General features: G+C 61.0%; 16 protein-coding genes. 10 read left to right on the plus strand and 6 right to left on the minus strand.

The window, feature by feature from the left end; translation table 11 throughout:
• Positions 1-88: 88 nt before the first annotated feature.
• The 3 genes from SJY10_RS13310 to miaB all read right to left on the minus strand — a co-directional run bounded on the left by SJY10_RS13310 (position 89) and on the right by miaB (position 2,490).
• Positions 89-406 carry a hypothetical protein gene (locus tag SJY10_RS13310; protein ID WP_386683404.1) on the minus strand — a complete coding sequence of 106 codons (318 nt, stop codon included), beginning with the start codon at positions 404-406 and terminating at the stop codon, positions 89-91.
• 14 nt (positions 407-420) lie between these two features.
• A complete protein-coding gene (locus tag SJY10_RS13315; RefSeq protein ID WP_386683406.1) occupies positions 421-978 on the minus strand; it encodes an OmpA family protein in 558 nt (185 codons plus the stop codon).
• 201 nt (positions 979-1,179) lie between these two features.
• The gene (gene miaB, locus SJY10_RS13320) at positions 1,180-2,490 is read right to left on the minus strand and encodes a tRNA (N6-isopentenyl adenosine(37)-C2)-methylthiotransferase MiaB (protein ID WP_386683408.1); all 1,311 of its coding nucleotides are present in this window, start codon (positions 2,488-2,490) and stop codon (positions 1,180-1,182) included.
• A 112-nt stretch (positions 2,491-2,602) separates the two neighbouring features.
• Here miaB and SJY10_RS13325 point away from each other — a divergent pair, with 112 nt between their 5' ends.
• Entirely contained in the window at positions 2,603-3,466 is an 864-nt protein-coding gene (locus SJY10_RS13325; RefSeq protein WP_386683410.1) for a hypothetical protein, read from the plus strand.
• A 31-nt stretch (positions 3,467-3,497) separates the two neighbouring features.
• Here SJY10_RS13325 and SJY10_RS13330 read toward each other — a convergent pair whose 3' ends face one another.
• Complete coding sequence (locus SJY10_RS13330; protein ID WP_386683412.1) at positions 3,498-3,941, minus strand: transposase; 444 nt, start codon at positions 3,939-3,941, stop codon at positions 3,498-3,500.
• 115 nt (positions 3,942-4,056) lie between these two features.
• A complete protein-coding gene (gene irrA / locus SJY10_RS13335) occupies positions 4,057-4,491 on the minus strand; it encodes an iron response transcriptional regulator IrrA (protein WP_386683414.1) in 435 nt (144 codons plus the stop codon).
• 156 nt (positions 4,492-4,647) lie between these two features.
• Here irrA and fabA point away from each other — a divergent pair, with 156 nt between their 5' ends.
• The 3 genes from fabA (at position 4,648) to SJY10_RS13350 (ending at position 7,337) form a co-directional block, all read left to right on the plus strand.
• The gene (gene fabA / locus SJY10_RS13340) at positions 4,648-5,157 is read left to right on the plus strand and encodes a bifunctional 3-hydroxydecanoyl-ACP dehydratase/trans-2-decenoyl-ACP isomerase (protein WP_386683416.1); all 510 of its coding nucleotides are present in this window, start codon (positions 4,648-4,650) and stop codon (positions 5,155-5,157) included.
• Between the two features lie 159 nt (positions 5,158-5,316).
• Positions 5,317-6,549, plus strand: a complete 1,233-nt coding sequence (gene fabB, locus SJY10_RS13345; RefSeq protein WP_386683418.1) for a beta-ketoacyl-ACP synthase I — start codon at positions 5,317-5,319, stop codon at positions 6,547-6,549.
• Positions 6,550-6,551: 2 nt separating this feature from the next.
• The gene (locus SJY10_RS13350; protein ID WP_386683420.1) at positions 6,552-7,337 is read left to right on the plus strand and encodes an enoyl-ACP reductase; all 786 of its coding nucleotides are present in this window, start codon (positions 6,552-6,554) and stop codon (positions 7,335-7,337) included.
• Positions 7,338-7,546: 209 nt separating this feature from the next.
• On the opposite strand, the gene SJY10_RS13355 is transcribed toward SJY10_RS13350, so the two are convergent.
• Positions 7,547-7,981, minus strand: a complete 435-nt coding sequence (locus SJY10_RS13355; RefSeq protein WP_386683422.1) for a peptidylprolyl isomerase — start codon at positions 7,979-7,981, stop codon at positions 7,547-7,549.
• Between the two features lie 118 nt (positions 7,982-8,099).
• On the opposite strand from SJY10_RS13355, the gene SJY10_RS13360 reads away from it, so the two are divergent.
• The 6 genes from SJY10_RS13360 (at position 8,100) to rpe (ending at position 13,395) form a co-directional block, all read left to right on the plus strand.
• On the plus strand, positions 8,100-8,777 hold the full coding sequence (locus SJY10_RS13360) for a haloacid dehalogenase type II (RefSeq protein ID WP_386683424.1): 678 nt from the start codon (positions 8,100-8,102) through the stop codon (positions 8,775-8,777).
• Entirely contained in the window at positions 8,777-9,592 is an 816-nt protein-coding gene (locus SJY10_RS13365; RefSeq protein WP_386683426.1) for an alpha/beta fold hydrolase, read from the plus strand. The genes SJY10_RS13360 and SJY10_RS13365 overlap by 1 nt, the downstream gene beginning before the upstream one ends.
• A complete protein-coding gene (locus SJY10_RS13370; protein ID WP_386683428.1) occupies positions 9,589-10,560 on the plus strand; it encodes a threonine/serine dehydratase in 972 nt (323 codons plus the stop codon). The genes SJY10_RS13365 and SJY10_RS13370 overlap by 4 nt, the downstream gene beginning before the upstream one ends.
• Positions 10,561-10,620: 60 nt before the next feature.
• Positions 10,621-11,424, plus strand: a complete 804-nt coding sequence (pcaD, locus tag SJY10_RS13375) for a 3-oxoadipate enol-lactonase (protein ID WP_386683430.1) — start codon at positions 10,621-10,623, stop codon at positions 11,422-11,424.
• A gap of 88 nt (positions 11,425-11,512) precedes the next feature.
• Entirely contained in the window at positions 11,513-12,595 is a 1,083-nt protein-coding gene (locus SJY10_RS13380) for a zinc-binding dehydrogenase (protein WP_386683432.1), read from the plus strand.
• A gap of 119 nt (positions 12,596-12,714) precedes the next feature.
• The gene (rpe, locus tag SJY10_RS13385) at positions 12,715-13,395 is read left to right on the plus strand and encodes a ribulose-phosphate 3-epimerase (protein ID WP_386683434.1); all 681 of its coding nucleotides are present in this window, start codon (positions 12,715-12,717) and stop codon (positions 13,393-13,395) included.
• Positions 13,396-13,397 lie beyond the last annotated feature (2 nt).

A 13,397-nucleotide genomic window follows, 5' to 3' on the forward strand; every position in this document is an offset into this window, starting at 1 on the left:
CGCCGGCTGCAAGACATTGGTCGCACCGAAAGCGAAAAAAGGCCGCAGCGTCTGCTGCGGCCTTTGAAATGCTCATGATCGAAGCAAATTACAAGCTGTCCGGGATCGGGGAGCCTGCCTTGAACGGGCCAACGGCCGTGTTTGGCGGGGCAACGCCGGAACAGACCGGCAGACCATCGGGCGTCAGACGTTCTGACAAGTAGCCTTCGACGCCGTCGTCGATGATCCAGTGATCGCAGCCTTCTGGATCGACCCAGACGCCAGCGACCAGGGTGGACAGGTGGTGCGCGTTGACACCGCCGTCGATGGACTTGTCGTCGCCAATGCGGCGAACGCCTTCGCCACCTTCACATGCAGCAAGTACGCCGCCAACGGCTAGAAGCCCGATGAGTTTCACGATTTTCATATCAGGGTTCCCTATTAGCGGATGCAGTAGATTTCGACGCGGCGGTTTTCTTGCATCCCGGCAGCGGAGGTATTGTCGGCGCGCGGCTGACGTTCGCCAAGGCCACGGACGTCGACAACGCGGCCGCCAACGGACTGGGCCACGCCGGCAACGGCATTAGCGCGGTTGGCCGACAAACGCATGTTGTATTCGTCCGATGCACGGCTGTCCGTGTGACCGTAAATCATGAAGCCAAAGGCGTTTGCCGTCTGGAAAAAGTTCTGCAAGGTCGCGCGGCCAGCGGCGCTGATCGTATATTTATCAGTTGCGAACAGCTGATCGGTCGGCACCACACCGCAAATTTCAGACCGGTGGCACACCGCGCTGCCGTCACGGCGGCGGTGCGGCGACATGAAACCTTCGGCCCCGTCGTCCATGGCCCAATGCTCGCAGCCATCGGGATCGATCCAGATCGTCGGAACGTACTTTTCGGAACGGTTAACCTGCTGGGCAGATGCGCCCCCGGCGACAACGGTCAGCGCCAGAACGCCCGCAAGCGCGGCCTTTGCAAATTGGGTCGGGGTGGTTGCCACAGCGAATACCTCTTTATTGAAACATCTCAAACCCCCACGGGTATGAACGTCTATGTATAGCACACAATGCGCGGAGTTTTAGCCAGATTAGCGGGTATTGGAAGCGAAAATAACAACATATTGTGTCGCCACCGGCAACAGTCGGTTGCCGATCCGCGCATTTCTTAATAAATCGTTAACACCCGATGGTACAGGCAATTTTCAGCCGACGAGTTCGCCGCCCAAGGAATTCGTACCGGCTGTCGTGATTCTGACCTGGCGAACCTGCCCCAGCACGTTCGCCGGCGCTTCGGCATAGACCGCATGCAGATAGTCGGACTTGCCGATCATCTGGCCCGCAATCCGGCCCGGTTTTTCAAACAGCACGCCGACTGTCCGGCCGACCATCTCGTCTTGAATCTTGCGTTGCTGCTGCGTCAGCAGGGCCTGCAAACGGAAAAGCCGTTCCGTCATGACGTCATCAGGCATCTGCGGCTTTTCCGCCGCAGGCGTGCCCGGACGCGTCGAGTATTTGAACGAATAGGCCTGCCCGAATTCGACCTTGCGGATCAGGTCCAGCGTCGCTTCGAAATCCTCTTCCGTCTCGCCGGGGAATCCAACGATAAAGTCAGAAGAAAGCATGATATCGGGCCGGGCCGCGCGGATGCGGTCGACCAGTTTCAGATAACCTTCGGCCGTATGCTTGCGGTTCATCGCCTTCAGGATGCGGTCAGAGCCGGACTGCACAGGCAAATGCAGATAGGGCATCAGCTTTTCGCAGGTTCCATGGGCGTCGATCAGCGCATCGTCCATGTCGTTGGGGTGGCTAGTGGTAAAGCGGATCCGCTTGAGCCCATCAATGGCCGACAAATCCCAGATCAGACCGGCAAGGCCGGCGCCATGACCGTGATAGGCGTTCACATTCTGCCCCAGCAAGGTAATCTCTGCCACGCCGGCATCGACCAGTTCGCGCGCCTCGCGCATCACACGCTCTGCCGGGCGGCTGACCTCTGCGCCGCGGGTATAGGGAACCACACAAAAGGCGCAGAACTTGTCGCATCCTTCCTGCACCGTCAGGAACGCGGCGGGGGCGCGTTTCATCTTGGGGCGCGCCTGAAGCGTGTCAAATTTGTCGTCTTCGGGGAAATCGGTATCCAGCGCCTTGGCACCGATTTGAATCGCGCGGTCCATCGCGGGCAGGCGGTGATAACTTTGCGGACCTACAACCAGATCGACCATCGGCGCACGGCGCATGATCTCTTCGCCTTCGGCCTGGGCCACGCAGCCGGCGACACCGATTTTCAGATCAGGCTTTGCATCCTTCAGCGCCCGCATCCGGCCCAGTTCGGAATACACCTTTTCCGCAGCCTTTTCGCGGATATGGCAGGTATTAAGCAGGATCATATCCGCGTCTTCGGGCCGGTCGGTCGCAACATACCCCTCGCCGCCCAAGGCTTCTGTCATACGTTCGGAGTCGTAGACATTCATCTGGCAACCATAGGTCTTGACGAAAAGCTTGCGTGGCGCGGACATGGGCGGGACCTGACAACAAAGGGACGGCCCCTTCCCTAACGCCTGGGGCGCGGGCTTGCAATGCAGGGCAAATTCGCGGAACTTGCGCGCAACTTCCTGACCCGGCGTATACATGACATTTTCCAGCCTGACCGACTTTTTGCAGAACGGCCGTGCGGCGCTGGCCAAGGGGCCGATCGCAATCGTTCTGCTGGAGGACAGCGTCGAAGTTGACAGCACCCTGCGCCATCATTTGAAATCGGGCTTCCGGCAGGTCATCGCCATTGGCAAGGCCGATATTCCCGTCGCGCCGGACCTTGCAGCCCAGATCACGCGTGTCCACCACGACACTGCGATCGAAAGCACCCTGACCGATGCCGTCAACGGCGTGATAGAGGCCGCCCACGGGCAATGGATCTATTATGGATACAACACCGAATACCTGTTCTTTCCGTTTTGCGAAACGCGCACTGTGGGCGAAATGCTGGCCTTTTCGATGGAGGAACGCCGGTCCAGCCTTTTGACCTATGTTGTCGATCTTTATGCCCGCGATCTTGATGCCCATCCCACGGCCGTCAGCCTGCAAGATGCCCATCTGGACAAATCCGGTTATTACGCGCTGGCCCGCAAGGATAAGGCTGACGCTTTCCTTGACCGGCAACTGGATTTCTTTGGCGGTCTGCGCTGGCGGTTCGAAGAGCATATTCCGGCCCCACGCCGCCGCATCGACCGCATTTCTCTGTTTCGCGCCAAGCCGGGATTGCGACTTCGCAACGATCACACGTTTAATGACGCAGAATATAACACGTTTGCCTGCCCTTGGCACAACAGCCTGACTGCGTCGCTATGTTCCTTTCGCACGGCAAAGGCGCTACGCCGCAACCCGGGATCGTCAGCGCATATCAAGACCTTTCACTGGCATAATTCCGTGCCGTTCGAATGGCATTCGCAACAGCTGCTGGACCTTGGCCTAATGGAACCAGGCCAGTGGTTTTGATACCGCCGGATCAAGGCAATTCGCCCTGCAGCTAGCGTCCACCTTCAATCACATGAAGCAGCGCAGAGCCGCCGGACCGGTCGCGCATATAGGCCTGACTGGTCGTTGAATAAGGCCAGTCAGAAGACTGTTCCACCAGCCCTGCCTGCACCGGCGCGTCGTAGATCAGGCTGCGACATTCCGCCAGATCGGCCTGCGTTAAAATGCGCCGGTTCCAGACCCGCCGTTGCCAGATCGCCATCGTCGCCGTGTGATGCCCCTGAAGCGGCACATGCCGCGCAAAGGTAGAGCGAATGGATTGCCACCGGACCAGATAGTTGTCGTCCCCTGGCGGCAGGGTCCAGATCACATGCATCCGGTCAGGCAGCGCAACGCCGTCGCCAATTTCAAACGGATACCGGATCTGGCACATACGCGTCGACAGGCGCAGCAGTTCGATATGCCGCGTCAAAAAGTCTGATGTGGGGTCTGCCAAGCGAACCGTGAAGAAGTAAGTGCCCGTACCCGGAAGAACCCGGCGTCCTGAATTAACCATGCCCCACACTTGCCCCATCAAAGGTTAACGCACTGTTAACGCTTTGACGAATATTTCAGTTGCGGCGCAATCTGATTACGACATCGACAGCAACAATCTGGCCGCCGCTTGGGGCGGACGGCAGGCTGCGGATATCAAGAGCCTCGCGCGGGGCATCTGTCAGCTCGGCGGTGTCTTCCCAATAAAAATGAGGGTGATCGCACATATCGGTGTCGAAATAGCTTTTGGCACCATCGACTGTAATCTCTCGTAGCAGGCCGGCAGCGCAGAACGCACGCAACGTGTTGTATACAGTCGCAAGCGAAACCCGTTCGTCACACACAGCGGCCGCGGCAAACAGCCCTTCGGCCGTGGCATGGCGATCCATCCCGTCACCCATCAGCAGGGCGGCCAGCGTGACCCGTTGGCGGGTCGGACGCAGCATCGCACCTGCAAGCCACTGGCTTGCAGCTTCGGTTGTCTGCGGCGAAAGGTTGGCAAAATCACTCATGCCCACTTCATATGTGATGACTGGCCTGCGGATCAACGCCTTTCCGGCAGTTAGGCAAGGCTTGCCCTTGCAAAGGCGGCAATGCTAGACGTGGCGCGCAATTTACGCACCCTTACCCGGCGCCAGATGCGCCCGGACCGGACACGAAGGATCGACATGGCCGAGTATCCCACCCACTTCGACAAGGACGCCCTTTTGGCTTGCGCACGCGGCGAACTTTTTGGCCCTGGCAATGCCCAACTGCCTGCGCCGCCCATGCTGATGATGGACCGGATCACCGACATCTCTGGCGATGGCGGCGCGCATGGCAAAGGTCATGTTGTCGCGGAGTTCGACATCACGCCGGACCTTTGGTTCTTTGACTGCCATTTCCCCGGCAATCCCATCATGCCCGGCTGCCTTGGCCTTGACGGCTTGTGGCAGCTGACCGGTTTCAACCTGGGCTGGCGCGGCTGGCAGGGTCGCGGCTACGCCCTTGGCGTTGGCGAGGTGAAGCTGACCGGCATGGTCCGCCCCGACCGCAAACGCCTGACCTACAAGATCGACTTCACCAAGGCGATCCAGACTCGCCGCCTGACGATGGGCGTCGCTGACGGCATTGTCGAAGCGGATGGCGACGTCATCTATCAGGTGAAAGACATGAAAGTCGCGCTGAGCGAAAGCTGATCGCAAGCGCCCGTCAGGCGGACCGGGGTGCATAGCGCATCGGTCCGCCTGCGGCCAAATACCCCAGAATTTGCCCTTCGGCGCATTGCGGCACCGCTATATGGTTGCGGCAGTCCGGCACAGTGGCCTAAACATACCCCAACTATGAAGGAGTGCGCCATGCGTCGCGTCGTCATCACCGGTTTGGGCATCGTGTCCCCCATCGGTAATAATGCACAAGAAGTCACCGCTGCCCTGAAGGCAGGCACCAGCGGCATCGAAGCCTCGCCCGAAATGGCAGAGCGCGGTTTCCGCAGCCAGATCGCCGGCACGTTGAAAATCGACGTGGCCGACCACGTGGACAAACGGACTCTGCGCTTTATGGGGCCAGGTGCAGCTTATGCGCATATTGCCATGACGCAAGCGATTGCGGATGCGGGCCTAACAGAAGATCAGATCGTGAACCCGATGACCGGCGTGATCGCCGGATCGGGCGGCCCGTCCACATCGGCCATGTTCGCCGCGCATCAGTCCGTGCTGGCCACGAATGCCACAAAACGCATCGGGCCTTTCGCTGTGCCAAAGACGATGTCGTCCACCGTCAGCGCCAACTTGGCGACAGCGTTTAAGATCAAGGGCATGAATTTTTCTATCACCTCTGCCTGCTCGACATCCCTGCACTGCATCGGCATGGCCGCGCAGCAGGTCGCCCTTGGCACGCAGGACATCATGTTTGCCGGCGGCGGAGAGGAACTGGACTGGACCCTGTCCTGCCTGTTCGACGCCATGGGCGCAATGAGCAGCAAATATAACGACACGCCGACCAAGGCGTCCCGGGCGTTTGACGCGGGCCGCGACGGCTTTGTCATCGCCGGCGGCGGCGGTATGGTCGTGCTGGAAACGCTGGAAAGTGCACAGGCCCGCGGTGCAAAGATCTATGCCGAAGTTACCGGTTTTGCCGCGACGTCCGACGGGGCCGACATGGTCGCGCCGTCTGGCGAAGGCGGCGAGCGGGCGATGCGGATGGCCCTGAAAACGCTGCCCGAGGGCCGCAAGATCAGCTACATCAACGCTCATGGCACAAGCACCCCAGTGGGTGATGTCGGCGAAGTCGAGGCCGTGCGCCGCGTCTTTGGCCAAGGTAGCACGCCGCCGATTTCGTCGACCAAATCGATGACCGGCCACAGTCAGGGCGCCACCGGCGCACAAGAGGCGATCTATTGTCTGTTGATGTTGCAGGATGATTTCATCGCGCCATCAATCAACGTCGAAACGCTGGATCCGGCGCTTGATGCGTCTGAAATCGCAACGGTGCGCGTCGATAACGCAGGACTGGATACGATCATGACCAATTCATTCGGCTTTGGCGGCACCAACGGTTCCATGTTGCTGTCGCGCTTCAAGGGGGAATGAGCATGATCGAGTTGAAAGGCAAACGCGGCCTGATTATGGGCGTGGCCAACGAGCGGTCGATCGCTTGGGGCATCGCCAAGGCCATGGCCGAGGCCGGCGCGGAACTGGCGTTCACCTATCAGGGCGAAGCCTTTGGCAAGCGACTGGAGCCGCTGGCGGCCAGTGTCGGGTCGGATATCATGATCGACGTTGACGTGAATGATGACGCCAGCATGGATGCTGCATTTCAGACCTTGAAGGACAAGTGGGGCAGCATCGATTTTGTCGTGCATGCCATCGCCTATTCCGACAAAAACGAACTGGCTGGCCGTTTCATCAACACGACGCGGGCGAACTTTCAGAACTCGCTGACGATTTCGTGCTATTCGCTGATTGATGTCGCGAAACGCGCGTCAGAGCTGATGCCCCATGGCGGCACGATCCTGACGCTGACCTATCAGGGCAGTAACCGCGTGACGCCGTTCTATAACGTCATGGGCGTGGCCAAGGCCGCACTGGAATCTGCCGTGCGTTATCTGGCGAACGACCTGGGCCCGCAGGGCATCCGCGTGAACGCCATCAGCCCCGGCCCCATGAAAACGCTGGCCGGGTCGGCCATCGCCGGCGCGCGCCGCACGTTCAAGCACACAGAGCAGAACACGCCCGCCCGGTCCAATGCGACATTGGAAGCGGTGGGCGGTACGGCGGTATATCTGGCGTCTGATGTAGGTGCCTATACCAACGGCGAAATTGTTCGCGTCGATGGCGGCTTTCACGTTCTGGGCATGCCCCAACCGGATCATCTGTAGCGCAGGCCGATTTTTCGACGACAAATCGGCAGAAGGCAGGGGGCCACCCCCCCGTCCCTGCGGGACTCCCCCCGGGATATTTTCGACCAGAAGAAGGGGGACGCCCGTTCCGGGCCTGTCCTGCACGTTTTTTAAGTAGGGGCCGAGGTGTTCGGGAACGCCAATTGGCCGCGGGTATGGACCCGCGGCCTTTTTCGCAAGGGCGAGGCTCAGGCTGCCTTGATCTCGACCATCTCGATGTCGAAGTTCAGGTCCTTGCCAGCCAGCGGGTGGTTTGCATCCAGCGTAACTTCGGTTTCGGTCACGTCGGCAACGGTGACAGGCACAACCTGACCGTCAGGGGTCTGCATCTGCAGTTGGGTGCCCACCTCGAGCGGGATATCCGCGGGGATGTCGCCGCGGGGCACGGCCTGGCGGGCCTGATCATTGACCGGGCCGTAGGCCTGATCCGCGGAAATGTTCACAGTCTTGGTGTCACCGACGGTCATACCGGGGATCGCCACGTCCAGACCGGGGATGATCATGCCGGATCCTACTTCGAATTCCAGCGGATCACGTCCCGTCGAGCTGTCGAACACCGTGCCGTCGTTCAGCGTGCCGGTATAGTGGATGCGGACGGTGTCGCCCTGTTTTGCAGTCGTCATTTTGCGTCCTTTCAGTTCAAAATCCCGTGGACGCTAACGAATCGTGCCAAGGGATGCAAACCGCTTTGCCCCTGCCGCCGCGTCGTGCAAGTCTTTGCCAAGCGACAGGAGCCTTCCCATGACGATCACCACATGCATTTTCGACGCCTATGGCACATTGTTTGATGTCAACGCCGCCGCCCGCAGGGCTGCCCAAGAGCCGGGACAGGAAAGACTGGCCGCCGTATGGGAACAGCTGGCGCGTGACTGGCGGCAAAAACAGTTGGAATACAGCTGGTTACGTGCCGTCGCCGACCGGCACTGCGATTTCTGGCAGCTGACCCAGGACGGTCTTGACTGGGCGATGGAGGCCGCTGGCCTGGATGACCCGGCCCTGCGCACACGGCTTTTGGCGCTTTATTGGGAGCTGGAAGCTTATCCGGAGGTCCCCGCCATGCTGCGCACCCTGAAGGATCGCGGCATGACCACGGCGATTCTGTCGAACGGGCCGCCGGATATGTTGCGCGCGGCTATCACGCTGGCGGGATTGAACGATCTGCTTGATGACGCGCTGTCGGTCGAGGATGTCGGCGTCTTCAAGCCGCATCCTTCTGTCTACGACATGGTTGGCAACCGCTTTGGCTGCCGCCGCGATCAGGTGATGTTCGTATCCTCGAACGGATGGGACGCGGCCGCGGGCGCGGGCTATGGCTTTCATACGGTCTGGGCGAACCGGTTTGGTGCGCCGATGGACCGGCTTTATGCGCGGCCCGAACATGTTCTGCCCGATCTGTCCACTTTGCCGGAGTATGTCTGATGCCGCGTTTTACCGCGCCGGACGGCACCAGACTGCATTTCACCGACAGCGGCACAGGTTTGCCTGTACTTGCCCTGGCGGGGCTGACGCGCAACGGCACGGATTTCGACCACGTCGCGCCGCATCTGGATGTCCGGCTGATCCGGCTGGATTACCGGGGGCGAGGCCAGTCGGATTGGGCTGATCCCGCTACCTATACCGTCCCGGTCGAGGCAAAAGATGCGCTGGCCTTGCTTGATCATCTGGGGCTGGCGCAGGCGGCGATACTGGGCACATCCCGGGGCGGGCTGATTGCCATGATGCTGGCCGCCACCGCACCTGGCCGATTGCTTGGCATAGCACTGAACGACATCGGGCCGGAAATTAATCCCGCGGGACTGACCGTTATCGCCGGATATGTCGGAAAGAACCCCGCGCAGAAAACCTATGCCGAAGCCGCGGCCTTTCGGGACCGTGTCTGGACCACGTTTCAGAATGTTCCGATGGCGCGATGGCTGGCCGAAGTCGAGCAGCATTATGAACAGACCGAAACCGGTCTGGTCATCCGCTATGATCCGGCGCTGGCGCAGTCGCTGGGTGACGGTAAAACTGCAATGCCGGACCTGTGGCCCCTGTTTGATGCGACGGCATTCCTGCCCCTGGCCGCCATTCGCGGCGCCAACAGCGATCTGCTGACACCCGCGACCTGGATCGAAATGCAGCGCCGTCGTCCGGATGGCATCTTTGCCGAAGTGCCTGATCGCGGCCATGTGCCGTTTTTGGACGAAGTTCCTGCCCTGACCGCATTACAAACTTGGATAAGGTCCATGACATGAATTTCGATATGATTACCGCCGCTGCAGCGCGCCTTGATGGGCATGTCCGGCGCACGCCGCTGCTCTCCTCGCCCTTTCTGGATCAGATTGCGGGTCGCCGTGTGTTCGTCAAAGCGGAATGCTTGCAACATACTGGCAGCTTCAAGGCGCGGGGCGGTTGGGCAGCGGTGTCAGCCTTGACCGAAGCCCAGCGCAAGGCGGGTGTCATCGCCTATTCGTCGGGCAATCATGCGCAGGGCGTTGCCCGCGCCGCAGCCGCCCATGACAGCCCGTGCGTCATCGTCATGCCCGCCAATGCACCGGCGATCAAGATTGCCAATACGCGGGCCTTGGGCGCAGAGGTGGTCCTTTACGATCGCGCGGCCGACGATCGCGATGCCATTGGTTTGCGCCTGTCGGCAGAGCGCGGCCTGACATTGATCAAGCCTTTTGACGATGCACAGGTCATGGCTGGCCAGGGCACCGCCGGTCTGGAAATCGCAAGCCAGGCTGCCAAGATGGGCATCACTGAGGCGGAGGTTCTGATCTGTTGCGGCGGCGGCGGGCTGACTGCTGGCGTCGCCCTTGCATTGGAAAAACTAGCCCCCGGCCTGCGCGCCCGCCCCTGCGAGCCCGAAGGTTTCGACGATACGGCCCGCAGTCTTGCCAGCGGTGAAACTCAGCGCAATGCCGCGGCAGAAGGATCAATATGTGATGCGATCGTCACCCCGCAGCCGGGCGATCTGACGTTTCCGATCATGCAGCGCCTGTGCGGCCCCGGACTTGTTGTCAGTGACGACGATTGCCTGCGCGCCATGGCGCTTGCTTTTGCCCGGTTGCGTATTGTGATTGAACCGGGCGGAGCGGCAGCCTTGGCTGCGGCGCTGTTCCATGGTGACAGCTTGCAGGGCGACACGGTCATCGCCATCGCCACCGGCGGCAACGTCGACCCTGACACTTTTGCCCGCGCCATCGCGCTGGATGTCTGATAACGCAATGCGCGACCTGTCAGCGCACCGGCGACGACTAACAAGATGAGAGGCCCCCGCATGAGAGAAACCACCGTTACCCGCGGCGATATCGCCATTCATGTCCGCATTGACGGGCTGGACGATCCGGCCGCGCCAACCGTGGTCTTTGCCAATTCGCTTGGCACCTCGTTGCACCTGTGGGATCCGGTCATGGATCTGCTGCCGAAAGGCCTGCGCTATATCCGTTGGGACAAGCGCGGCCATGGCAAAAGCAGCGTGCCGGACGGCCCCTATACCATGGGTCAGCTGGTCGGCGACGCAGAGGCTGTGTGCGACGCGCTGGATGTGCGCGATTGCGTTTTTGTCGGCTTGTCCGTCGGCGGCATGATTGCACAGGGGCTTGCGGTCAAGCGCATGGACATCGTTCGCGCCATGGTGCTGTCGAATACCGCAGCCAAGATCGGCACCCCCGCCATCTGGGCGGACCGGATCGCGACCGTCCGCGCCAAGGGGCTTGAGGCGATGGCAGACGGTGTGATGCAGCGGTGGTTCGGGCCAGAGTTCTGCGCCAGCCCTGCCATGCAGCCTTGGCGGCAGATGCTCGTTGATACGCCGCTCCAAGGCTACCTTGGTGTCTGCGCCGCTATTTCGGGCACCGATTTCTTTACCCCGACCAGCGGTCTTCGCCTGCCGACGCTGGGCATTGCAGGCAGCGAGGATAAGGCGACACCCCCCGATCTGGTCAGGGAAACCGTGGATCTGATCCCCGGCAGCAGCTTTGCCCTGATCCGCCGCGCGGGGCATTTGCCTTGCGGTGAAAAGCCCGAAGACTACGCGCAGATTCTGACGGATTTCCTGACCCGCACCGGCACCCTGGCCTGACGCCTTACCCCTTTGGCGACTGACCAAATGTCTTGCGGCCTGCATCCCCGCAGGCCAGACTGACCGGACGTCATAGCAGGAGTCCATCATGCCGCAGATCAAAGCCGCTGTCAGTCATGCCCATGGCGAACCCCTGCAGATTCAGACCCTGACCCTACGCGCGCCTTTGATGGGTGAAGTTGAAGTCACCCTGAAGGCCTGCGCGATCTGCCATTCGGACATCCACTTTGCCGAAGGGGCTTGGGGCGGCAAGCTGCCCGCTGTTTACGGTCACGAGGCCGCGGGCCACGTGACGCGCTTGGGCGATGGTATTCGCGGTCTAGCCATCGGCGATGCGGTCGTCGTGACCCTGATCCGCGCCTGCGGCAACTGCGCCACCTGTAACAGCGGCAAGCCGGTGCTATGCCCGGCCCCCGCCCCGCATCCGGGTCCGCTTACCGCAGGTGACGGCACCCCAGTCGAAGCTGCGATGGACAGCGGGGCTTTTGCCGAAAGGGTCGTGGTCGATCAAAGCCAGGTCGTCCGGTTGCCCGACGATATGAACCTTGTCGCCGCGTCCTTGCTGGCCTGCGGTGTCATTACTGGCGTCGGTGCGGTCGTCAATGCCGCCGGCCTGCGTGCCGGACAGGACGTTGTGGTCATCGGCGCGGGCGGCGTCGGGTTAAATGCCATTCAAGGTGCACGCATTGCAGGGGCAAGGCGCATTGTCGCCGTTGACGTGACCGACGACAAACTTGCCATCGCCCGCGATTTCGGTGCCACTGACGGCGTCCTTGCCAGCGACGACAAGCCTTGGCGTGCCGCGAAAAAGGCGATGGGCAAGGGTGCTGACGTCGTTATCGTCACTGTCGGCGCAATTCCCGCCTATGACACCGCCGCGCAATATCTTGCGCCCGGCGGCAAGGTCATCATGGTTGGCATGCCCCATTCGGGTGCGACCAGCAGTTATGAACCTGTGCGGATGGCCGCCGCAGGTCAGTCCATGATCGGGTCCAAAATGGGTGATATCGTCATCGCGCGTGACATCCCCTGGTTAGTGGACCTGTATCAACAACGCCGCCTGAAACTGGACGAGCTAATCAGCCGCACCTGGCCACTGGACCAGATCAACGAGGCCATCGCCGATACCAAATCCGGCGCAGCGAAACGCAACGTCATTGTCTTTGACTGACACTTATCCCGTCCGACCGGACTGATTGCCACCCGGCCCCGGGCAGCGGCAAATTGCAATGCGATGCCAATTGGACGATGGTGCCGCGCAACACCCCGTCCCTTTGCAGGAATGCCGCCATGACATTTGACCGTAGCCTCAAGATTGCCCCTTCAATCCTGTCCGCAGACTTTGCCGATTTCGGCCGCGAAATCCGCGCGATCGAGGCACAGGGTGCCGATTGGGTCCACGTCGACGTGATGGACGGCCACTTTGTGCCGAACCTGACCTTTGGCCCCCCCGCCGTCAAAGCCTTTCGCCCGCACGTGAAAACCGTGATGGACGTGCATTTGATGATCTCTCCGGTGGATGCCTATATCGACGCCTATGCGGATGCCGGTGCCGATATCCTGACCGCGCACATAGAGGCAGGGCCCCATATCCACCGCACTTTGCAGGCCATTCGCGCCGCCGGCATGAAGGCTGGCGTTGCCCTGAACCCCGGCACCCCTGCAGATGCCGTCGCCGACCTGATGGACCTTGCCGACATGGTGCTGGTGATGACCGTGAACCCCGGTTTTGGCGGGCAAAAATTTATCGACATGACCGCCAAGATCCGCCGCGTGCGCGAGCTGATCGGCGACCGGGACATCCACATTCAGGTTGACGGCGGTGTCGATCCTGTCACCGCACCATTGGTCGTGGAGGCCGGTGCCGATGTGCTGGTCGCAGGTTCCGCAGTATTCCGTGGCGGATCGGTCGACAATGCGGATGTCTACGGCACCAATATGGCCGCGATCCGCAAATCCGTCACCGGCTAAGG

The sequence above is a fragment of the Loktanella sp. R86503 genome, from assembly GCF_042466455.1.
Classification (GTDB): Bacteria; Pseudomonadota; Alphaproteobacteria; order Rhodobacterales; family Rhodobacteraceae; genus Loktanella.